The sequence below is a fragment of the bacterium genome, from assembly GCA_030019025.1.
In the GTDB taxonomy this organism is placed as follows: Bacteria; Hydrothermota; Hydrothermia; order UBA1063; family UBA1063; genus UBA1063.
On the sequence record JASEFR010000007.1, the window covers coordinates 5122 to 26323 of the forward strand.

22 protein-coding genes are annotated in these 21202 nt (G+C 41.3%); 4 read left to right on the forward strand and 18 right to left on the reverse strand.

Annotated features, from left to right (window positions below; translation table 11 throughout):
• The 4 genes from rimM to QMD82_02800 form a co-directional block, all read left to right on the forward strand.
• Positions 1 to 419 (forward strand): ribosome maturation factor RimM (gene rimM, locus QMD82_02785; GenBank protein ID MDI6850846.1); only part of this gene is annotated, 419 nt, incomplete at its 5' end.
• A complete protein-coding gene (gene trmD / locus QMD82_02790) occupies positions 416 to 1144 on the forward strand; it encodes a tRNA (guanosine(37)-N1)-methyltransferase TrmD (GenBank protein MDI6850847.1) in 729 nt (242 codons plus the stop codon). The genes rimM and trmD, both read left to right, overlap by 4 nt.
• The gene (rplS, locus tag QMD82_02795; protein ID MDI6850848.1) at positions 1132 to 1506 is read left to right on the forward strand and encodes a 50S ribosomal protein L19; all 375 of its coding nucleotides are present in this window, start codon (positions 1132 to 1134) and stop codon (positions 1504 to 1506) included. The genes trmD and rplS overlap by 13 nt, the downstream gene beginning before the upstream one ends.
• Positions 1493 to 1921 (forward strand): DUF192 domain-containing protein, encoded by a 429-nt coding sequence (locus QMD82_02800; GenBank protein MDI6850849.1) that lies wholly within the window; start codon positions 1493 to 1495, stop codon positions 1919 to 1921. The genes rplS and QMD82_02800 overlap by 14 nt, the downstream gene beginning before the upstream one ends.
• 23 nt (positions 1922 to 1944) lie before the next feature.
• Here the strand turns inward: QMD82_02800 and QMD82_02805 are convergent, their stop codons facing one another.
• From QMD82_02805 to QMD82_02890, 18 genes are read right to left on the reverse strand one after another with little or no spacing between them, the layout of a single operon-like run.
• Positions 1945 to 2499, reverse strand: a complete 555-nt coding sequence (locus QMD82_02805; protein ID MDI6850850.1) for a LemA family protein — start codon at positions 2497 to 2499, stop codon at positions 1945 to 1947.
• A complete protein-coding gene (locus tag QMD82_02810) occupies positions 2496 to 2855 on the reverse strand; it encodes a hypothetical protein (GenBank protein ID MDI6850851.1) in 360 nt (119 codons plus the stop codon). The genes QMD82_02805 and QMD82_02810 overlap by 4 nt, the downstream gene beginning before the upstream one ends.
• A gap of 12 nt (positions 2856 to 2867) precedes the next feature.
• Positions 2868 to 6410: a PilC/PilY family type IV pilus protein gene (locus QMD82_02815; protein ID MDI6850852.1), complete on the reverse strand. Its 3543-nt coding sequence runs from the start codon at positions 6408 to 6410 to the stop codon at positions 2868 to 2870.
• Between the two features lie 20 nt (positions 6411 to 6430).
• Complete coding sequence (locus QMD82_02820) at positions 6431 to 6880, reverse strand: hypothetical protein (GenBank protein ID MDI6850853.1); 450 nt, start codon at positions 6878 to 6880, stop codon at positions 6431 to 6433.
• Positions 6877 to 7788 carry a PilW family protein gene (locus QMD82_02825; protein ID MDI6850854.1) on the reverse strand — a complete coding sequence of 304 codons (912 nt, stop codon included), beginning with the start codon at positions 7786 to 7788 and terminating at the stop codon, positions 6877 to 6879. Before QMD82_02825 ends, QMD82_02820 begins: the two co-directional genes overlap by 4 nt.
• Complete coding sequence (locus QMD82_02830) at positions 7778 to 8200, reverse strand: type II secretion system protein (GenBank protein ID MDI6850855.1); 423 nt, start codon at positions 8198 to 8200, stop codon at positions 7778 to 7780. The genes QMD82_02825 and QMD82_02830 overlap by 11 nt, the downstream gene beginning before the upstream one ends.
• A 51-nt stretch (positions 8201 to 8251) precedes the next feature.
• A complete protein-coding gene (locus tag QMD82_02835; protein ID MDI6850856.1) occupies positions 8252 to 8803 on the reverse strand; it encodes a hypothetical protein in 552 nt (183 codons plus the stop codon).
• A 3-nt stretch (positions 8804 to 8806) separates the two neighbouring features.
• Complete coding sequence (locus tag QMD82_02840; GenBank protein MDI6850857.1) at positions 8807 to 10000, reverse strand: secretin N-terminal domain-containing protein; 1194 nt, start codon at positions 9998 to 10000, stop codon at positions 8807 to 8809.
• 15 nt (positions 10001 to 10015) lie between these two features.
• Positions 10016 to 10795: an AMIN domain-containing protein gene (locus QMD82_02845; protein MDI6850858.1), complete on the reverse strand. Its 780-nt coding sequence runs from the start codon at positions 10793 to 10795 to the stop codon at positions 10016 to 10018.
• Positions 10792 to 11370 (reverse strand): type 4a pilus biogenesis protein PilO, encoded by a 579-nt coding sequence (gene pilO / locus QMD82_02850; GenBank protein ID MDI6850859.1) that lies wholly within the window; start codon positions 11368 to 11370, stop codon positions 10792 to 10794. Before pilO ends, QMD82_02845 begins: the two co-directional genes overlap by 4 nt.
• An 8-nt stretch (positions 11371 to 11378) precedes the next feature.
• Entirely contained in the window at positions 11379 to 11825 is a 447-nt protein-coding gene (locus tag QMD82_02855) for a hypothetical protein (protein ID MDI6850860.1), read from the reverse strand.
• A gap of 15 nt (positions 11826 to 11840) precedes the next feature.
• Positions 11841 to 13448 (reverse strand): pilus assembly protein PilM, encoded by a 1608-nt coding sequence (gene pilM / locus QMD82_02860; GenBank protein ID MDI6850861.1) that lies wholly within the window; start codon positions 13446 to 13448, stop codon positions 11841 to 11843.
• A gap of 14 nt (positions 13449 to 13462) precedes the next feature.
• A complete protein-coding gene (locus QMD82_02865) occupies positions 13463 to 14710 on the reverse strand; it encodes a DnaA/Hda family protein (GenBank protein MDI6850862.1) in 1248 nt (415 codons plus the stop codon).
• Positions 14707 to 16575 (reverse strand): tetratricopeptide repeat protein, encoded by a 1869-nt coding sequence (locus tag QMD82_02870; GenBank protein MDI6850863.1) that lies wholly within the window; start codon positions 16573 to 16575, stop codon positions 14707 to 14709. Before QMD82_02870 ends, QMD82_02865 begins: the two co-directional genes overlap by 4 nt.
• Positions 16572 to 18506 (reverse strand): phosphotransferase, encoded by a 1935-nt coding sequence (locus QMD82_02875; protein MDI6850864.1) that lies wholly within the window; start codon positions 18504 to 18506, stop codon positions 16572 to 16574. The genes QMD82_02870 and QMD82_02875 overlap by 4 nt, the downstream gene beginning before the upstream one ends.
• The gene (locus QMD82_02880; protein ID MDI6850865.1) at positions 18424 to 19599 is read right to left on the reverse strand and encodes a DUF1343 domain-containing protein; all 1176 of its coding nucleotides are present in this window, start codon (positions 19597 to 19599) and stop codon (positions 18424 to 18426) included. The genes QMD82_02875 and QMD82_02880 overlap by 83 nt, the downstream gene beginning before the upstream one ends.
• Positions 19589 to 20257 carry an endonuclease III domain-containing protein gene (locus tag QMD82_02885; protein MDI6850866.1) on the reverse strand — a complete coding sequence of 223 codons (669 nt, stop codon included), beginning with the start codon at positions 20255 to 20257 and terminating at the stop codon, positions 19589 to 19591. Before QMD82_02885 ends, QMD82_02880 begins: the two co-directional genes overlap by 11 nt.
• Positions 20241 to 21170 carry a glycosyltransferase family 2 protein gene (locus tag QMD82_02890; GenBank protein MDI6850867.1) on the reverse strand — a complete coding sequence of 310 codons (930 nt, stop codon included), beginning with the start codon at positions 21168 to 21170 and terminating at the stop codon, positions 20241 to 20243. Before QMD82_02890 ends, QMD82_02885 begins: the two co-directional genes overlap by 17 nt.
• Positions 21171 to 21202 lie beyond the last annotated feature (32 nt).

The window sequence follows — 21202 nt, forward strand, 5'->3', positions numbered from 1 at the left end:
TCCAGCATTTTGTAGTTATAAGTCCCAAAGGTGGACAGAAAATTTTGCAGGTTGAAGGCTTGAGAAGCGGTGCTGGAAATACCGTAATAGTCAAATTCAAGGGTATTGATACCCGTGAGGTCGCCGAAAAACTCTCAGGACTTCTTCTATTCGTGCCAGAAGAAGAATTGCCTTCAACAGAACCTGATGAATTTTACGTAAAAGATCTGATCGGATGCAAGGTTATTTATCTTGATCAAGAGGCAGGTTTAGTGTCCGATTACCTGGCCCAAGGAGAAATCGGGAGCCTTGTTATAACAACAAAAGAAGGCATAGAAGTACTCCTTCCCTTTGTAAAAAGATTCATTCAGAGGGTAGACTTAAAACAGAAGGAAATCGAAGTAAAAGATTTGGATGATTTTAAAGATTTGAATCGATGAAAATCCATATAATTACTCTCTTTCCGGAAATTTTCAAACCTTACCTTAACATAGGGCCCGTTAGAAAAGCTGTTGAGAATGGTCAAATTGAAGTCTATTTTTACAACCCAAGGGATTATGCCCCTTCACCTAAGGAAGTAGACGATTACCCCTTTGGGGGCTTTAGTGGGATGGTTCTCAAAATAGAGCCTATTTATGAAGCGCTGTCAAAGATAGAAAATAGTGGCAAAGTAATACTACCTACACCTCAGGGCAAGCTTTTAAACCAGAAAATGGTAGAAGAGCTTGAAAAGGAAGAGGCGATTACCATAATATGCGGTAGGTATAAAGGAATAGATGAAAGGATTGCAAAATTTGTGGACTTGGAGATTTCCGTTGGTGACTACATTTTATCCGGTGGTGAGATACCCGCCTTAATTTTGCTTGATGCCATATCAAGACTCAAAGAAGGAACACTGGGAAATAAAGACTCCTGTTTGACTGATTCTATAATATCCAGTATACTTGATGCACCTTATTATACGCGCCCTCAGGACTTTGAGGGTAATAAGGTTCCTGATGTATTAATATCAGGAAACCATGAAATGATTGCCAGGTGGGCCAGAAAAGAAGCATTGAAGAGAACACTTCTTCGACGGCCTGAGTTATTTTATAGGGCTTTATTTACAAGAGAAGATTTAGTATTAATAAAAGAAATTGAGGAGGAATTGAAATGGAAGACATAATCAGAGAAATTGAGAAAGAGTTTTACAGAACCGATATTCCCGAGTTTGGTCCAGGTGATACTGTGAGAGTTCACATTAAAATCAAAGAGTTCAAAGAAGACCCAAAGAGCAGACAAATGGTAGAAAGAGTGAGAATCCAAGCCTTTGAAGGCGTAGTCATTCGAAGAAGAGGTAGTGGCCTTGGTGAGACTTTCACTGTGAGAAAAGTTACGCAAGGGATAGGAATTGAAAAAATCTTCCCCATTCATTCACCTGTAATCGAGAAAATTGAGGTACTTAGAAGAGGAAAAGTCAGAAGGGCTAAACTTTACTACCTCAGGGAAAAGAAGGGCAAACAAGCCAGAATTCGTGAAAAAATTTAGCCTCGCAGTTTTAATTTTACTGGTTTTCTGTGCGAGGAAACCCAAAGAATCTCAGAATTATAAAATTATTTATTTAAAGGGCAGGACACTTTACGTAGAACTGGCAACCACACCCGAGGAGTGGGAAAAGGGGTTAATGGGGAGAGACTCTCTTCCAGATTCTTGCGGTATGCTTTTCATCTTCCCCTATTCTGATATACGCTCCTTCTGGATGAAGAATACCACTGTGCCTCTTTCCTTAGCTTACATTGACAGTGCTTTTGTAATCAGGGAAATTTATGACCTAACGCCCCTTGATGAAACACCTGTATTCTCAAAGGAAAGAATCCAGTATGTAATTGAAGTGAATCAGGGCTGGTTTGATAAGAACGGGATAAAAGCGGGAGATACGGTAATCATACCTTTCCTGAAGTAAAGATTTAGAGAGGCTGATAGTTCTCAAAACTGCACCTTTGGTACTTCTCTTTCCTCCGGAATACCGATTTCGAAGAAGGGTTCTTCCTTAAACCCAAACATGTTTGCAACAATATTAGACGGAAATACTCTAATCCGCGTGTTATAGTCTCTAACCACTGCGTTGTAGTATCTACGAGCACTCTGAATCGCATCCTCTATGTTTGATAGTTCCCTCTGAAGCATTATAAAGTTTTCATTAGCTTTAAGGTTTGGATAATTTTCTACTACAGCAAAAAGCTGTCTTAAGGCTTGAGTCAGCATATTTTCCGATTTCATCTTATCTTCTGGAGTCTTTGAATCAACAGCCATCTGTCTTGCTTTGATGACATTTTCAAGGGTTGTCCTCTCGTGGGCTGCATAACCTTTAACCGTTTCAACGAGATTGGGAATAAGGTCATGTCTTTTCTTAAGCTGGACATCAATATCTGCAAAAGCGTTTTTCACCATAAAGCGCATTCTCACAAGGCCATTATAAATAGAGATAAAAACAACAACAAGAAGGGCTATAATTATGAGAGCTATGAAAAACCCACTCATCTAAGCATCCCTTTTTTCTTATAGTAAACTGACTCGTCCAAGGTCTTCCCCGCAAAAATACCAACCTTTTCCTTACCCCTTGCTTCCATTCTTATGTATACGTCATTTCCCTCTTCAGGCAAATCCCTGAAGTTGAACACTCTCTTGTCAATCTTAATTGGCTTTTCAGAGATAAATATGTAATTTGAGTCTTCTGAAACCCCCATAAAAATTCCGCCAACGGTATTGGATAAGGCCTCCATCTCCTCCTTAGTGAGTTCTGCCTTTTGTAGTACCTTAGGTACAATCACATCCTGGGTGACCTGAATGCCACCCGATTGTGTGATTATAAAAATTGACAGAATGGCACTTAACATTTTCACACCTCCTTAGAAATTAGCAGGTCTCCAAATTCTAGCACCACTCTTCGGACTAAACGGAAGCTCCGTTTGAATCTGCACCACCTCACCTGTTGATGTCTGTACAAAGGCGGTTGCTTCCTCCCTTGAGCCAATCTGAACAGCGGGGGATGCAGGCATACCCTCAACCTTTTCTTTCGTGATAGCCTCTCTCTGCTCCGTAAGACCAAGAGGCGCGTTTGAATAAGCAGTTCCCGTCTTGTAGAATAGCACATAAAGCCATCCCTCACCACCAAATCCACAGGGATCAGGATTAACCCTGTAAGTGGTGAAAAGCACAGCACCACCAAGAACGAGAGGGAAATTAAGTGACTTCTCACCATTTAAGAGTTTCACGTACCAGCCCTTATATTTTAAGTTAACAGAATCCACAAATGCCTGGAAGGAGAGATTACCCATTCCTGGAATATTTTCAACGGTGGCAGCACCTGAAGTGTCAATCTTTACCTTAATGTTTGTTGCATCCAACAAATTCGATAATGTATAACTGGGTGAAGTTTGTGAATTCCAGCCTCCATTCCAGTAATTGTCTTTAAAACCAACAAAATAATTCGTTCTCGTGTCAGTTTCATCGGCATCCGTAAAGTACTTACCAGATCCAAAGAATACCCAGAGATTGCCATATTCGTCCATGGAAGCTGCCGCGCCTGAAGTGAGTGGTGCATCGAGCTGGAAAGCCATAGAAAGCTGCCAATCAAGAGGATCTATACTGTTATTGATCACAATCCTATACAAGGCTCCCTTGTCAATGGTTGTATTGCCCGATTTTTCAATGTATGTAACAGGAAGGTAAACGACATCAACGCTGTAATCTAATTTAACGTCTACTGAAATAGGATTTCCACAAAAAGCACCTAAAGTCTGGTTATTAGGATAAGGTATCTCTATCTTTCTCAGCATTTGACCACTCTTAAGATCGAGAACATAAAAATAGGCATGTTTTGTCGATGTATGACCTGTTGGGGTAGTATTGGTGCCTGAGCCAAAAACTACAAACCACTTCTCCTCTTCACCTTCAACCACCTTTAGCACCGAAGGGTAAGAAATAGTGTACCCGAGGTCTGGATCTGTAAATTCCCACAAAACAGCAGGGTTATCTGGATTTGAGATATCAAGGGCAAAGTACGAAGAGGTAAAAGTACCACTTGAAATAGTGATTGGTGTTCCACCAAATCTCATACCAACAATGGCCACTGTACCCCAACCCTCTGGATGGTCTCGGTCATTGCTGAAAATCCTTACATCGGTGACCTTGGGTTTTAAATCCACATAGTAAACATGGCAGTATTGTGGATCTCTCAACCATTTAAGGTGAGGAAGAAGATTCATTGGTATAACAGCCCACAACTCATCTCCCAGTGGCTTTCCAAGGCCACCAACTTTTCTGTTTAGTGTGTCAAAAATTCCTGCATTGAAGGCGTGGAGCATGCCGTCATTGGCACCAACAAGGAGTATGTTCCTCCTATCCTTCTTTTGACTGTAAAACTCGCGGTAGGAGAGGTCATCATAAATTAAATCATATCGCTCCGTAGGTTTACCCACATAGGTTGGAGTTGAGTAAACGATGTCGCCGAGCTTCCAGACCTTACCCGGTTCAAAGGTTCTATACCTCCAATAAGGATTCTGGTAATCAACTCCCCTTACGTAGTTTATCAAGGAGTCTATAAAATTAACAGTTCCGCTCACACCCAAATAAGACTGAAACTTGGATCTCTGGGAAGTTGTAAAATCAACGAGACTATATCCAGAACCTGAAGGTATTATGGCCTTTATGTTTCTATAACCGGCTTGCTTATCCAGTAACCCCTTTCCAGCTCTCCACAGGAAGTTTACATCCCAGATGTCCACCTCATCAACTCTATAAGACATATCGTTGGAAACCGCATACCTTTCAGCTTTCGTCTCATTTCCTTCCACTTTAAATTTAATTATATAATCAGTGCTATCAAGCTTTCCATCCTGATCCGTATCTTCCCTCAAGTTACCATTTTTATCAACAAAATAGGCACCAACTTCACCGATCCAGGTTAATTCCCCACCAGAAGTGAAGTAAGATGGTTGGAAGAAAGCCTGATACATTGTTCCTTCGCCCCTCTGGGTCTGCGAAATAACACTCGCTGCGGTAGCGGAACTAACTCTCCTCATAATATCCAGAATGGCAGCTTCTATAGCCCTTTCAATATCTTCACCATTTTCAGCCTCATAGTAGGTGTCCGGAACGCCATCATTGTTCGCATCCCACTCTTTTTGAAGGTCAGGCCTATTATTTCCGTTGTAATCTATGAAACCACCATCTTTGCTGGCTTCAGCGAGAAGTGAGTGGCCTCTCCCAAAGACAAAAACGCTGTAAAGGGTTAGATTCTGAGTTCCTGGAATATTAGGCCGCAAATCATTCACGTGCATGTACAACGCAGCATCGTCAAGATAATGACCACTATATGGATCTATTTGCGAATCGGTAAAGTTCGGTTCAAGTCCATCACGGTCATAATCTCCAATAACTTGTTGAAGAACTGGGTCTTTATCCCTCGTGGCCTCACCATCGGTCAAAAGGAGAACGAAACTCTTTCTGCACCAATAGCGCGGGTCACCCATAGGGTCCCATTGGGTTCCAGTCTTATAATCGTTGTTATAAAAATAAGGTTGCGGATTTTGCTGAAAATATGCAACCGTTTCAAGCAAACACTCTGCTAAGGGAGTCCATGTTTCAGGATCAGTATTTCGAACTGCATTAACGAAGTCACTCATAGATGAATTATCCTGATAATAACTGGATACAAACCCACCGTCGTTATCCGATCCAGTGTAAACAATCCTTCCCAGACTGTCCAATTCTCTACCGTTTCCTTTGGCATTGAAATTAATTAACCAGAATCTCGGAGCATCATCGTCCCACCTGCCATCCATATCTTTGTCACCAAGTTTCTGAATCACCCCACGAGAAAAAGTAGAGTCAATTTCTACCCTGTTTTGTGCGGAGAGAATTCGATCCCAATCCCCCCCCTCTAACCAATAGATCTTTAAACTACTGGGAGATCCCCCTACAACATAAAATGCGTACGTCCTACCGTTGAGCGTCGCGTACCTAGTCCACGAATATCTCGACTCACATAAAAGAGTATGGGCAAACCCTCTTGGACTTCTTGCTTCTGCCTTTCCGCCAACGAGCACTTTTTTAAGAACGCTCATCCTTGACATCACGGCCCAGTTGAGAACATTCCCAGGCCAATAAGTGTAGTAGTCCGCCGAGTTATTTACAGGAACCCAAGCGTTTCCATCATACTCGTACACTTTGTCGGGGTCAAAATACCCATAATACCTCCTATTGGGGTTATAATCTTCCCAATATGCAGGACCACCCATCGAACCTGAATTATCCATGATAATCAATATATTAGGGGTAACCTTCTGGGCAAGGAAGGGGGGGACATTACATGGTTCCCCTTCCATCTGTGCCAGAAGGCTACCTGCCGTAAACAACATTATCAATAGCAAAAACTTTTTATTTAACATAATCTCACCTCTCTTTCCACTTATTGAGCAATAACACCAATTACCCTTCTATAAACAACTTCAAGTTCAATCCGGTCATCTGGACCGCCAGTGGCTTGGGATAGTATATTGTAGAAAATGGCGGCACCACCTCCGCCCACACCTCTTCCAACGCCCTCATAAGCTGCAGCAAATTCAAGAGAACCACCTTTTTCCGTTACCACAAAAAGCCTCTGGGGATTAACATTTACACTCCTTCCTCCTATATTGGCCCTCAGATTCGTTATAGACCTGCCTTGAAGTTCCGCTGCCCATATCTCATTCACACCCAGTTCCACACCACCCTCCGCCGCTTCAAAAGTCGTAAGAGCTTTGCGAGTAAATCCAGTGATCCTTAAACCTCTCTGAACGAGAAAAGCAGTAATACCTCCAATGACCAAAAGGAAGGCAACAACCAATATTACCGTTATTAAAGCTATTCCTTTTTTCATTTTACATTCCTCACTTTTATATCAATGGTGTAAAACCTTCTGCGCCGGTGGAGCTGGTCTCCAGAAAGATTATAGGTATGATCTTCAACGGTGATCTGATTTTGGGGGTATGTGTATTCCCTATCAATAGCACCCACAAGAACTAAATTCAACCTAATAGACCTTAAAAGCTGATTAAAATCGTTTATCCCCTGAGGATTATGTACCCTTTCACCTGAATCCTCAATCCCGTTTTTGTTTTGATCCACCCAGTAAGACACCTGAAAATCCTCAACACCAGTTAAAAACGGTGCATCCCCTCTTAAAAGGGTATCGTTTCTTAGAGTATATTGAACCCTTTGAATCTGTCCCTGCGGAACAACATAGACAAAGTTTCCAGCTGCGGTTTGGACATTGCCACTTAAAGTAATTCTGTAGGCAGGCTGGTTATTGTAAGTCAACTCTTCACGCTCCCTAACCTCAAGTGGCTGATAAATAATCAACTTTTTTCTATCATCCATAATCAATATCTGATCCCCAACCTTTAAATCGACTCTCTCATCTCCCCAACGTCTCACAATAATTTGATCAGAGCCAAAAACATCCATTGTATAGGACCATCTCGTGGTACCCCCTACAATAAACCCGGTGCTCATGAGGTTCAGCACATCTGCACCATCTGTCCTATTTATCCCCGTTATAGGAATGTCAGAGGCTGGAACTCCATATCCCGCCATTAGAACATCAAATTTCATTATGTTCAAAGCCTGCTGGATGTCTGTCTGCAATATGGAAATACTTCTCTGCGTAGTTGCGGTCCTGAGCTGAGAACGATACACAACAAATACCGCGGTAAGCAGAAGACTCAGAATAGCCATAGCAACTATCAACTCAATTAAAGTTACACCTCGTTTAATACTACATTTCATAAGAACTCCTCACTGTTTCAACTACATATTCCCTCTGCCTTCCACTCCTTGCATCAAACCAGCGTACAATAGTTCTTAGGGTTTTCGTGCCATCGGGATTGTCTGCAACGTTCCACAAAATGTCATATTGGACATTATCAAGAGTCTGAACTTCCCTGTGGTCGGGATTTAAGGTATCACCAAGGTCATTGTTATCGCCATCATTTGTAAGTTCCGGGGCATCAAAAGAGAGACTTTTGAGTCTCTCAGAATGCCTCTCCGCAAGATATTTTGCATTCAACATCTGATTTTGCAGACTGTTCAACCTTATTGTGGTAATCGCAAGAGGAATAACCCCTAAAAGGCCTATGGTCAAAATAGAGAGGGCAACCACAAGCTCAATAAGGGAAAACCCTCCTTTTCTTTTCCTCATCTTCTTCACCTCATTCAAATTATAACACAAATTTACCAATTTGTCAATATGTTACTTCTCCTCAATCCATTGCCCTCTCCAGGAGTAGGTACGCACTTGACCAAAGGCATTTACTTCCACGCACATCAGGTTTCTGCCGTCATTTAAGTATATTTCACCAGGAGTTTCGCATAAACCAAAGGGGGTAAATCTAACGGTATTATTTTGAGTATGAGTGCCAAACATAATTCCATCCGAATCGATAGTTCCACCATGAAGAGAATTAGCACCAGTCAGTCCACCCAAGTTAATCCTGGGATTAATATAATTACTGTAAGTTGCCACAACAGAGTCATAATTGGGTAAAGGATGAGTTAATACTTCTGCCCTTATTTCTACATTTCTGCCGTCAAATATGAGGGCCCGCCTCGCATTTGAGGCCATGGCCGCACTCCTCTCATTCTCAAGAAGGGCTCTTATTCTGAGAGCTTCATTTCTGAGTCTGTTTCTCTGAATCCACTTTGTACCGCCCCAGAAAGGTATTGCTAAAAGGATGCTCATAATGAAAACCACAAGGAGTATTTCAACGAGGGTAATGCCCTTCTTGAGGGTTTGATTAGGCATACATTACTCCTTCACAATGTTTGGAGTAAGAAAGATCAAAATTTCTGACTTACCTTTGTCTACCTGGTCTCTTCCAAAGAAGTATCTCAAAACCGGAACCCTCAGAATCAGAGGGAGCCCTTGTTTCGCCCTCTTATCCTTTTCAATGATCACACCTCCTATCATCACCGTTTCACCGTCGGCAACTGTCACTTTTGTCTCTGCACCTCTCTTGGAAGTAATTGGCTGTCCTGTAGCTGAATAACCGGTTAGATCACCCGTTTCCGTCTTTATGTTCATTACAACTTTACCATCGGGTATAATGTGAGGAGTTACCTCAAGGAGTACCCCTGTTTCCTCAAACTGGACTATTGTATTACCCGCCATATCTCTCGATGTCACCGGCACCCTGATCTTTGAGTAAATAGATGCTTTTTCGTTATCAAGAACCATTATCTTAGGTTCTGAGATGGTATTAGCCTTGCTTTGCCCTTCAAGAGCGTCAATAGCCGCCTGTACTTGAAGTGCTTTAGAACCAAGATAATGTACCGTTAAATAGCTCGGATTTTCTGCCATTGGAACACTATGTTGAGGAAGGTTATAGGTTGCAGCCTCCACCGATGGATTTCCAAATCTCATCCCGCGGATTTCTGTTCCCAGCTTGCGCGACTCATTGTAATCCACCTCAACTATTCTACCCGTAATTAGGACCTGAGGATAGGGTTTATCTATCTGGCTTAACAATTCCTCAACTTTATATAGATTTACCCTTAAATCGGTTACTATCAAAGCATTGGATGTCTCGTCAATTTTTATATCACCCCTCGGAGAAAGCTGGGATTTTAATACTTCGGCCACCTTTCGTGCATCAGCGTACCTCACTTTCATAACTTTTAGGTCAAGATCAGCAGCAGTTTTAAGCTGTCCAAATTCCTGCTGAGTCATTATTGTTATCACACCTTCACTTTCAATCATTGCCAGTCCATAGGCATCAAGAAGAGATTTTAGTGCCAATCTCCAAGGTACGTCCTTAATATTAAAACTTACCTTCTGATTAACCGAAGGTGTAGTAATGATGTTAACTTTTCCTACTTCAGCAAAGGCCCTGAGCACTGTCCTTATGTCGGCCTGCTCAACACTCATCGTCATTCTGGCTTCCTGGGCGTAAACTAATGCAGTTGCAAGAAGCAAAAGGCCAAGTTTTTTAAATAACCTCATTTATAAAACCTCCTTTTATTTCTTCTCTTCCTCTAATTTAAGTTCAATTCTTCTTGTAAAGCCAAAATCAACGGTCGCAAAAATCACCCGGTCGGATTCAATTCTGACAACCCGACCGTTTCTTACCCTATCCCCCTCTTTTAAAACGTAGCCTACCCCCCTCCTGTCCTGGAGAAGGGCAATGTTGCCTTCGTCAGTTTTAATTATGCCAAGGAGTTTAGCTTCACTTACATTCAAGAGTTCTTCTTCTCCTTCTAAGGATTCTGGCTGGAAAGGGTCCTTCTTCCCACGGGAGGAGTAGAAATATTTCTCCCCAAATTCAATTTTATATTGAGGCTTTTTAGACTCTTTGATTCCTTCATTCTCTCCTGAGGGAGACGGTAATTCAGAGGCTTCGTTTTTGTAAGGTTCTTCAGAAAGTCCACCGACATGGATTACGAGCTTACCCTCAGACTGTGATATATTGTAAGTTCTGAAGCCGTCAACATCAAGAACTATCCTGGCAATTGGAACAGGTTCCCTCTGGAACTGAGCACCTCTCATCCTTTCTATTCCACCCTTTCCAACCACAAAGACTTTTTCACCAAGACCATAGGCAACGTTAACGAGGTCTACAACAATTCTTGGAGGATTGGTAAGGGTAAAATGCCTGAATTCCGGTATACCCTCAGAAAATTCAAGCTCTATGGAAATACCTTCAGGCACATCTTTGATTGCATAAGCCTTTAGTAGATTATGGGCAAAAGCTCCACCTGTAAAGAGCAAAACAGATAAAATTAATATTACTTTTCTCATTTTTTACCTCCTGCTGTTGCGGAGGCTTGTGGATTATAGATATAGCAGATGATCCGCAGTTTTGCTTTCACCGTTTGGCTACTTTCAGAGCCACTTGTCCTCTCTATCTGAAGGTTATCAACTGTCATTATTCTTTCGGAATTAGCAATAAAACTTATAAAGGTGCCAAGCTCGTGGAATCCTCCCGTAACCTCCAAAGATATGGGATACTCAATGTAAAGCTCTTTAATAGTCGGATTTTGGGGTTTGAAACTTGTAATTTTGACACCTGAAGTGATTGCCATTCCCGTTAGCTGAGAAAGCCACTCTTCCATTTTCTCTTCTTGAGGCAGATATTTCTGCGTCTCTTCCCATAGAGCAAGCAGTGAATCCTTCTCTCTTATTATCTTGTCATAGTCTTTAACGTATTCCCTTAAACTCTGCACCTTAGAGTATTGAGCTTTATAAGCGCTCTCAACCTTCTTCAATTCTCTGGCCTTCGACGCATACATCGAATTCCAGAGAAAGATGAAGGTGAGAACGTAAACTATAACCGCTATTAGCCAAACGGCTGCAGGTGTTTTTAATCTCTCCATAGATCCCTCTATTGAGTTTGCCTTTTAAGATATATTATAGGAAGAGTTACATCCTTTCCCGGGGTTATGGTATAACCGGAAAGTTCACCGTAAGCAGGGCCAATCAAACTATCAAAGTAAAATACCTGAATCTTAATTCCGATATTTGAACATGGAATAAGCCCTTCATATTCCGTCACAGGTTCCACCACAAAAGTGTAGGCACCCGTCGTGTCACTCGCGGTTTCCAGCACCTTTCCAGAATAAGGATACTCAGCACCAGGGTCACCCATCAAGTACAGTTTTGCACCTTTCGCTGGACGGAATACATAGGTCGTTTCGCTCCGAACCGTGTCTATGTATGCTATAGCGTATCCCACCTTCCCATTTACAGTTACAGTATTTTCAGATATACTACTGCAGGAGGACAAAAGAAATGTAGCAACCAAAGCAATGCCAAGATAAAAATACCTCATTTGTAAAACCTCCTTTTACTTCAATTTAACACTTAATTGAAAACTGGCATATTTCTCCTCCTGACCACCCGCAACTTCTATGGACAGGAGGCTTACAGAATCCACAATGGGAGACCTTCTCAAATTGCTCATAAATTGTGATATTCTCATATTTGAAACCGCCCCGCCTGAAATATTTAAGACATCTCCGCTTCTTGTTAAAGACTCAAGCCAGCAACCCGAAGGAATGACTCTGTTTATCTCATCAAGGAGCTGGACGTATTTCGTCCTACCTTTCTGCAATTGGGCAATCAAATCCAGTTTCCTCCTTGCATCCTCAATCTCTTGTTTGAACCCCCTTATCTCATCAGCCTTTTTCTGGAGCTCAACCTCTTCGGCTTGCAGCTGCGCTATTTGCTTCTTTAAACCAGAAATTCTTCTGGCTGTTCCCAATGATAAAACTATTATGCTAATAAGGATAAGGAGCCACACGGAAAGAGCACCAACGAGGTGAGGTAGTAAAGAGACCTCTTCCACAGCCGGTACCGCTTCCATACCCGCTTCTATGGGCAGTAAGTTTACTCTGTGTTCTTTCTTGTAAAAGTGAAGGGCACTACCTACAACAATCGTTAGGAGTGGTGCATTATTTTTCAAATCCCTTACACCCTCTTCAATGGAAAAGAGGCTCGTTATATCAAGATACTTTATATCGACCCCGTACTTGCTTTTAATGAAATTTTCAAGTCCGTACAGTTTGCTTCCACCGCCTGATACGTATATGTTAAATTTTCGGGAGCCTTCTGTCAAAGCAGGTACATATTTTTCCGGCGATAAGAACCTATCATGAAGAGAATCCATTGTGTCATCAAAGGCTGACTTTTCAATAGCAGCCGTTGGGCCAGTTAAAACTACTTCTTCCGCCTCTTCGACTCTTAGATCAAAAAACCTTGAAAGGTTATCTACATATGATTTTACACCTGTTGGTATTTCTATCATTTGTTGAATCTGGCCGTCTTTGATATGAATCAGTAATGTTACCTCGTAACCCATGTGGAGAAAGACATTGTCTCCGGGAAGATTTTTAAGATCGAGCGCTTCAATAACTCTGAACAGAGATATCAGGTCCGTTGTGACAAGGATGGGCTCAAGACCAGCAGCTCTCACAATATCAAGGACGTCGTATATAAAGCTCAACTTAGCAGTTCCAACAAGAATGTCAACCGATTCTGCGATTTGACTCACTCCAAGTATTTCATAATCCCTAACAATTTCCGTAGGATCAACGTGTAGCTCTTCCTTGATCTTCCAGTCAACGGCTTCTGCCAGTTTTTCCTTTTTCTTGTAATATGGAATAACCATTGCCTTCGATTTAACCTCTCCACCGGCGATACTTACCACTGCTTGAGTTGAATCTGTCCCGAGCTTTGCATAGACATCCCTTGTTTTGTCAATCAAGACCTGCCTGTCTATGATGTCTTTACCGAGAATCACGTCAGGTGGAACCTTTTCGAGCGCATAGGCTATCATTACCAGATCTTTCTTGACTCTGCTGAAAAGCGCGGCTTTAACATACCGCGACCCAATGTCAATTACGACAATTGGGCCCTTTGCCTTCCCCTTTCCAATCTTACCTAATAAGGCCATCACTAACCCCCTTTTTATTTACCTGCCTCAATAAAGGCCCCAACCACCTTATTTAAAAGATTCTCATCAATTCTTTCACCCAATCTCTTATAGGTTAATAGTTCTCGGACTATTGTCTCAATTTTCTTGAGGTTTAAACCGGGCTTACTGGCGACCTGGTCAATCACACTTGAAGGAAGGCCTTCCTCTCCTGCAAACACCCTCGCAACCTTCCTCTTAAGATCCGCTGAGGGTTCTTCAATACCTATGGTCATAAATTCCGTTAACAACTGCTTCAACTTGCGATTTAACGTAGGCATATTCTTTAAAGGATAAGCAGAAGTTATTACCGCCTGCTTGTCCCTGGAAATTAGGTCTGACAGAACGGTGAGTAGCGCATCCTGTGCAAAATCTTTACCCACAAGAAAATCGAGGTCGTCAAAGAGAAGGATATCAACATCGCTTAAAATCTCAAGGTATCTATCCACTTCCCTTTCGGTCTTAAGCTCTTTAAGAGTCGAATAAAATTTATAAGCATCAATGTAAATGAACCTTCGCAAAGCTTCATTCTCAAGGATATAATTTGCTATAGATTGGAGTAAGTGGGATTTCCCGCAACCATCAGGCCCAAATAAAAATACTTTTTTCTCCCCCACCCCTCTCGTTTCAGCTATATCTTTGCATAAAAGAAAAGCATGCTTATTAGTTTCATCTACAATAAAACTGTCGAAGGTTTTATCTTTGGCTATCAGCACACCTATTTCTCTCTTCGTTTTAGAACCCGCAAAGGGCTCGGTAATCTTTTCCTCTGACTCCGCTTCTGCATAATACTTTTCTATAGCCTCCTTTATCTCACTAACCTTTGATATAAATGGTCTTATTTTCAGATCAGTAACATTCTTAAGTTCAGTGAGCATTTCCCTATTTATGGGATTTGCCATTGCCACCGCAAGGGATTTGCCCTTCTTCCGTATAGGAATCACTAGATATTTTCTCGCAATCCTTGCGGGTGTATGCTCCACCGCCTCAGGATCGATGTCAATATCCTTAAGGCTTACATAATGGAGCATAGGGAAACTATCAAGAATGAACTTCACGAGTTGCTCTTCATTTAAGAATCCCTTCTCTACCAAGATTTCTTCAAGGGTTCCTCCTCTTTCCCATTGTTCAGCGAGCGCATTTTTGAGAGCCTCTTTTGTAATAACGCCACTCTTCTCCAGAAGCTCCACAAAGGTTACCTTAACACCTGTTTTGTCTTCAATTTTTGCATCTTTCCTTATCATATCCCCATACTCCTCAATAATTTAATTTTTTCCTCCACATCTCTGAATCTGGAATCAAACACATAAACATTGGTATAAAGCTCTTTGGCTTCATGATACCTCTTCATACTTTCAAGAGTCAATGCAAGATAATAGTAAGCCTCAATGTAATCCTTATCAAGGGTTCCTACCTCCTCAATAGCCTTCCTGAGAATAACCTCCGCCAACTCATGGTCGCCTTTTTCATAGAATATCCTTCCGAGGAAAATCATGGACTGCAACCTGTATCTCGGATCACCCAGCAATTTTTGAAATTCTTCTATAGCAGGTTGGTAGAGCTTCATTTCATAGTATTCCTTTGCTACCTCAAATGGGGGGTCGGATGGATAAGGCCATTCTTCAAGGGTTAAAATATCCTCCTTTAATTCCTTTAAAACCCTCAACAAAATCTCACATCTTTCCTCTGCCTCTAAACCTTCTACGCTTTCCTTAACTCCCAGTTCTGCTCCAGCCCTTTTAACGGGTTTCTCCGATGGCCTTTTTTCTGTCTCCCTTTCTGACACAAACTTTTTTGAAGTTTCAAATTCCTTCACCCCTTCTTTCTCTTCTATCTTTGCAGGTTTCCTTTTCACCGGTGGTGCCTTCCTTTCGGTCTCTTTCTCTATAGCAATGAAATCTTTTTCTAAGAACTCTTCCAGTTCTTCAATACGCTCCTCTTTCAGTCCTTTCTTCTCACTCTTTTTAATACCAGTTTCCACAAAATCCCTTGTAGAGAGCTTCTGCTCTAATTCTATCCCTTCTTCCCGAAGTGGTTTCTCACTCTTTCTTTCTGTTGCCTTCTTTAAAGTAGTTTCCCACTCTTTCCGGATTTCCTCCACTTCCTCAGGTGCTTCTTCAACAACAGTTTTAAATTCTTCCACCGGGGGTTTAACAGTTATTTTTTCAATTTCCTCAGGCGGTTCTACTATAGTAGCCTTTTCTTCAGTAATGGGTGTTTCTTCTACAACTAAAGTTTTTTCAGAAATCTGTTCAACGGGTATCTCTTCTTCCTCTTCCTCGAAAACTATTTTTTCTCCTGAAGATTTGAATTCCTGAGACACCGCCCTTTGCGACTCTGAGGAAGGAGCCCCTAAAAAATCAGCAAAACCTGAGGATGTAATAAATGTTTGTGGCTCTTCCTCGAGCTCCTCTTTCTCAACAAACTCTATTTTCTCCACTTCCTCTTCCTCTTTCCTTGGCTTCTCAGAAACCGCAACATCCCCTTTCTCTGGCTCACCAAAAAATCCACCCAATCCTCCAACATCTCCACGTTCATAAAACTCCTGAGGCTGCGCAAACTCAATTCCGCTCTCCAAACTTATCATCGCAAGAGACTCAGCCAGTTCCTGAACCCTCATAAAAAGCCTTTCAAATTTCGATGCCTGCTCAGTGTGTTCCTGAATCACATTAGCAAACTCATTAATGAGATTAAAAAGCTTTCCAAGATAGACAGCATCTATTTGGGGCAGTTTAATGTATTCAAGAGCCCAATCCAGCGCCCTGTCAACATTACCACTCTCCAGCTCCATCTGGATAAGATCGAGGTAAACATCATGTCTCTCTTTGTCCAGCCTCAAAATTTTCTTGGCGACAGACGCCGCAATATCACGGTAGTCCTGCTCTTTATACATCTTATAAGCCTTTTCAAGAAATTCCAAGGCCTTCTCGTGGTTCTGCTTTCTTATGTAAAGATCACCAATGGAGTTGAAAATTTCTGGATCTGAAGTGGTTTTAGATAGCTCCAGTAAAAGTTCAAGGGCTTCATCATATTTTCCTTGCCCGATCAATTTCTGAGCCTGTAATTTTTTATTCTTATGATCTCCTCCGCCACTTCCTTTGAATATCATAATGAATAATTATACTCAACAAGGCTCTTAGTGTCAAGAAGTTGATTAAATAGCACAGTGATAAGGAGTTTTAGCGCGGTCCATTCAGCTTTAAATTCATTTAAGTCTTCAAGTAAAAGTTTCAGACCATCCCTTACGTATTTCATAAAATATACTTTCCCTTTTACCTCCGATAGGAAACCATAAGCTCCGAGGGCCTGCATGTGCCTTTGAAGCCTTGTATACTTCATCTCATTCTCAAGTTCGCTAATAGAAAGAGAAACCTCAGAAAGGGAATTAAACTCTTCAATATAAATTTTAAGAAGATCTTCTTGGTAATTTTTTACAAAGGGCGTATAAGGGTCAAATACCAAGGAGGCGATATCGTAGCTCTTTGGCCCCCACCGGAGGCCCGTGAAGTCAACAATGCCAAGGGTACCACCAGGTCTCACCAAAATATTTTGGCTTTGATAATCCCTGTGAAGTAAAACCTTTTCAAATTCGCTGCAAATACGGGCAATTTGGCATAGTTCTTCTTCTACATCTTCAGAAACCTTTATCTGAAAGAATCTCCTCACAAAATTGTTAATAAAATGCTGCTGTTCCCATCTGAAATATTCGAAGTCAAAAACATAATCATCAAAATACCTTGAACTCCTTTGCTTGGGGCCCAGTGCATGAAGTCTTGCAATAATCCTGATAGCTTCACCATAATACGTAAGATAATCACGGTTACCTGGGTATTTAAAATAGGAATAGAGTGTCGTATCTCCAAAATCCTCCATGAATATCTGACCCTTTATCCTGTCAACCCCGAAAATTTGGGGCACGGGAAGTCCACATTCCAGCAAAAATACTGTCGCTCTAAGGTGTTTCTCCATTTCTTCACTGTTTTCGCCATACTCACACACTACATAGCTTTTATCATCTTTGTGAACCCTCCAGAATTTTCGGTCAGACCCCCCAAAACCAATCATATATCTGTTTAATTCTCCCCCCATCGCAGAGATTTCATCAAAATGGATAATACCAGAAGGCGAAATAATACAATTTTTATACTCACCATTTATCAGTTTAAAGTCGCCTATAATTATCACATTTTTAAAGAAGGAACCTCTTTCAATCTCTGGTTCACCTTCAATTACAAGAAATCCATCAAAATTTAATGGTGGTAAAGATGTTTTCTTCACATTCACAAAAACCCTTTCCCCCATCTTGCCTAAAAGGTAAAAAACAGCCTTTGCGTAACCATTGGGAGTGCCAATGTCGTGCCAGTATCGCTCTCCAGGCCTGAAAACCTTTACTTTATAACCACTTTTGACAGCCTTAATCCAGATCTCCTTTGCATCAAGAAACTTAACATCAAATTTGTCCAAAAATCTTCTTTTGTATATAGCAATTCCAGTAAAACCCTCCTCTCCTTCTCCAATTCCTTTAAAATCTTCCCCATCAATAACAAGATTTTTCAGGGGCACCATTTTAGAAACGACAAGAGTAATATCGGAATCCATGGAAGCATGAAAGTCGATAAGGGATTTCAAGTTTATATCAACCAACACGTCCCCATTATGCACAAGAATATCGTCAGCTCCACTTTTTCTTGCCACATTAACAATAGCTCCTCCCGTTCCAAGAATTTCAGGCTCTCTAACTATTTCTGCACCCTCTAACTCACGAGTCGCTTTCTCCACAAGGTCAGCCAGGTAATGGGCATTGACAAAAACTTTTACAGGCTTTAAAGCCCGAATTTTTTCATATATTCTAAAAAGGGCGGGTTTTCCCAGTATGGGTAGCAACACCTTGGGGAAATCTTTGGTGATAGGCCTCAGCCTCTCACCAAACCCCGCTGAAAGTATTAGAGCATCTAAACTACTCATATAAAAGATATTTAGACCTCGCCACCCTATCAAAAGCCTCGCTTTCCAAACTCCACCAAGACTCAAGACTTTCAATAGATTCCTTCTTTTCCAATGCCTCACGCAAATGACTTGTACCCGCAAGGATGTCAATAGGAAGCTTTTCAAATTCATATTCATAAGGAGGTCTCCGCCACTGAAAACGCTTTGGATAAAGCTCTTTTATAACTTTAATAAGGGTAACTGCAACCTTAAAAGGCTTAAAGTTCTTCTTATCTTTCAAATGAATCTGAACCCCTCCACATTTTTCTCCTGCATACTTATTAAAGGTTGGAATAAAATAGAGGGGTCTGAAATAGACTCCTTCCAGATGAAAATTTTTAAGAGTCTCAACAAGTTCATAAGGATTTATAAAAGGCGCCCCTATTATTTCAAAGGGTCTTGTTGTACCTCTGCCTTCACTTACGTTGGTTGCTTCAAAAAGGCACATACCGGGGTAGAGTAAAGCAGTTTTCGGAGAAGGCATATTAGGCGAAGGATTTATCCACTCAAGACCTGTATCTTCCCATAAATATTCTCTTTTCCAGCTTTCCATTCTAATTACATAAAGTTCTACGTCTTTCAAATATTCACCCTTAAAAAGCAACGCTATTTCCCCAATAGTCATCCCATGCCTTACAGGAAGAGGTTTAAGGCCAACAAAGGAGGAGAACTCCTCCTTCAAAACAGGCCCCTCAACTTCAATCCCTCCTACGGGATTAGGCCTGTCCAAGACAACCACGAATTTCCCATTCTCCATGGCACTTTCCATCAAAAAATAAAGAGTCCAAATATAGGTATAGTATCGTGACCCAACATCCTGAAGGTCTACCACTATCCCATCGATATTAGCCAGCATGTAGGGTAAAGGTTTTCTGCTTTTTCCATAAAGGCTATAGACAGGAAGTCCCGTAGATGGGTCTTCAAAGTCTTGCCATTCAATCATGTTATCCTGGGTTTCCCCAAAAAGCCCATGTTGAGGAGCAAAAAGTGCCCTAACTTTTACAAGTTGGGAATGCAAGAATACATCCCATGTATATCTCAATTTGCTATCCACTGAAGCCTGATGAACCAGTAGGCCAACACTGGTTCCCTTCAGTTCTTTAGGCCATTTTCTTTCTATCCTGTCAATACCAAGACTAACGGACACGAGCTATCTCCTTTCCAAAATTACAAATAGAAAGGGCAGGACAACTGACGCAGTTTGGATTTCTCTTCGTACAGTAAGTTTTTCCCAGTTTTACTAAAAGTGCATGATACTCGTTATATAACTGGACATCCAGAGGCAAATTCTTCATAAACAACTGCTGAATTTCAGCGTACGAGACCTTTTCCTTCTCAATGAGCCCCACTCTTTTTAATATTCTTCTTGTATAAGCGTCAACGACAAAAACGGGTTTCCCAAGCGCATATAAAAGGATGGAATCTGCCGTTTCAGGACCTATTCCCTTAATTCTAAGAAGCATTTCTCGAAGCCCATAAAAATCTTTCTCTTTAAGAGCATCTATACCTCCCGCCCGAAAAAGGAAATCAATCAGATTTTTAAGTCTAATCGCTTTTAGCTTGAAAAAACCGCTGGGCCTTATCAGTTCAGCAAGCTCAGATTCATTAGTTAAATAGAGTGTGCTTAGATCCAATTTACCAGCACGTTTCAAGTTTTCAATTGCCTTTTCAACATTTTTCCATGCAGTATTTTGCGTTAAAACTGCTCCAACAATAATCTCCAATTCGGTCTCGCCGGGCCACCAGTGTTGAGAACCAAAATGGGAATATAGAAGCTCAAAGAGCTTTTCAAGTGTTTCCTTCATCCTCTTCGTATTTTAGAAGAGACTCGCCCTCTATTGAATCATAAAGTCCTGAAATAAGTTCACCAAGAAATCCCATTAAAAATAGAACCAAACCCGAAAGAAGCAAAAACATAACAAGGTAAATTAAAGGTCTGTATCCAAAATTTTTAAAAATTCGCAGGTAAAGGGCTATAAGACCAATAATAATACCAGAAACGGTATTTATGAGACCTAAGCCGCCAAAGAAAAACATAGGTTTACGGCGGAAAGTTATAAGGAACTTAACCGAAATCAGGTCAAAGAGACCTACAAGCACTCTGCCAAACCCTCTGTATTTGCTCACGCCATGTACTCGGGGCCTTAAAATTACACGCTCCTCAACAATCTTAAAGCCAAACTCTTTGGCCCAAGGAATAATATACCGGTGCCAGTCTTTGCGAAGGGGGAGGAGTTCCAGTACTTCTCTTCTCATCACCTTTATGCTGTTCATATCGTGAATTTTTATCCCAAAAAGAATCCTCACGAGAAGATTGTATATTCTGGAAACGAATTGCTTTTCATACTTTCCCATCTTCCAACCGGCCACGAGGTCAACCCCTTCTTTCTCTATTCTCTGACTCATTTTCAGTACATCTTCTAAGGTAAACTGAAGGTCAGCCGGGAAAAAGGCAACTACATTGTATTTTGCGTGCCTTAACGCAGTCTTCAAAGCGTGTGTTACACCAAGATTTCTTCGGTGTTTGTAGAACTTAATATTTGGATATCCAGAAGCTACCCTCTTTAGTTCCTCAAAGGTGCCGTCAGCAGATCCATCATCCACAATAACCATTTCCCAGTTCAGGTTGTTTCTTTGAGTAAACTCAAGAAAATATTTAACAAGCGGAGCAATATTATCCTTTTCGTCCTTCGCAGGAACGAGTAGAGAGACCTCCATGCCAAAATTATAAATTAACCTGCATAACTATT

What these genes read in the sequence shown, in the direction of transcription:
- pilM (MDI6850861.1), bottom strand. Translation starts at nt 13,448, where the DNA reads ATGGCCTTATTAGGTAAGATTGGAAAGGGGAAGGCAAAGGGCCCAATT.
- QMD82_02890 (MDI6850867.1), bottom strand. Translation starts at nt 21,170, where the DNA reads ATGGAGGTCTCTCTACTCGTTCCTGCGAAGGACGAAAAGGATAATATT.
- QMD82_02825 (MDI6850854.1), bottom strand. Translation starts at nt 7,788, where the DNA reads ATGAAATGTAGTATTAAACGAGGTGTAACTTTAATTGAGTTGATAGTT.
- QMD82_02815 (MDI6850852.1), bottom strand. Translation starts at nt 6,410, where the DNA reads ATGTTAAATAAAAAGTTTTTGCTATTGATAATGTTGTTTACGGCAGGT.
- QMD82_02865 (MDI6850862.1), bottom strand. Translation starts at nt 14,710, where the DNA reads ATGATAAGGAAAGATGCAAAAATTGAAGACAAAACAGGTGTTAAGGTA.
- QMD82_02835 (MDI6850856.1), bottom strand. Translation starts at nt 8,803, where the DNA reads ATGCCTAATCAAACCCTCAAGAAGGGCATTACCCTCGTTGAAATACTC.
- QMD82_02810 (MDI6850851.1), bottom strand. Translation starts at nt 2,855, where the DNA reads ATGTTAAGTGCCATTCTGTCAATTTTTATAATCACACAATCGGGTGGC.
- QMD82_02805 (MDI6850850.1), bottom strand. Translation starts at nt 2,499, where the DNA reads ATGAGTGGGTTTTTCATAGCTCTCATAATTATAGCCCTTCTTGTTGTT.
- QMD82_02820 (MDI6850853.1), bottom strand. Translation starts at nt 6,880, where the DNA reads ATGAAAAAAGGAATAGCTTTAATAACGGTAATATTGGTTGTTGCCTTC.
- pilO (MDI6850859.1), bottom strand. Translation starts at nt 11,370, where the DNA reads ATGGAGAGATTAAAAACACCTGCAGCCGTTTGGCTAATAGCGGTTATA.
- QMD82_02855 (MDI6850860.1), bottom strand. Translation starts at nt 11,825, where the DNA reads ATGAGGTATTTTTATCTTGGCATTGCTTTGGTTGCTACATTTCTTTTG.
- QMD82_02830 (MDI6850855.1), bottom strand. Translation starts at nt 8,200, where the DNA reads ATGAGGAAAAGAAAAGGAGGGTTTTCCCTTATTGAGCTTGTGGTTGCC.
- trmD (MDI6850847.1), top strand. Translation starts at nt 416, where the DNA reads ATGAAAATCCATATAATTACTCTCTTTCCGGAAATTTTCAAACCTTAC.
- rplS (MDI6850848.1), top strand. Translation starts at nt 1,132, where the DNA reads ATGGAAGACATAATCAGAGAAATTGAGAAAGAGTTTTACAGAACCGAT.
- QMD82_02885 (MDI6850866.1), bottom strand. Translation starts at nt 20,257, where the DNA reads ATGAAGGAAACACTTGAAAAGCTCTTTGAGCTTCTATATTCCCATTTT.
- QMD82_02870 (MDI6850863.1), bottom strand. Translation starts at nt 16,575, where the DNA reads ATGATATTCAAAGGAAGTGGCGGAGGAGATCATAAGAATAAAAAATTA.
- QMD82_02845 (MDI6850858.1), bottom strand. Translation starts at nt 10,795, where the DNA reads ATGAGAAAAGTAATATTAATTTTATCTGTTTTGCTCTTTACAGGTGGA.
- QMD82_02840 (MDI6850857.1), bottom strand. Translation starts at nt 10,000, where the DNA reads ATGAGGTTATTTAAAAAACTTGGCCTTTTGCTTCTTGCAACTGCATTA.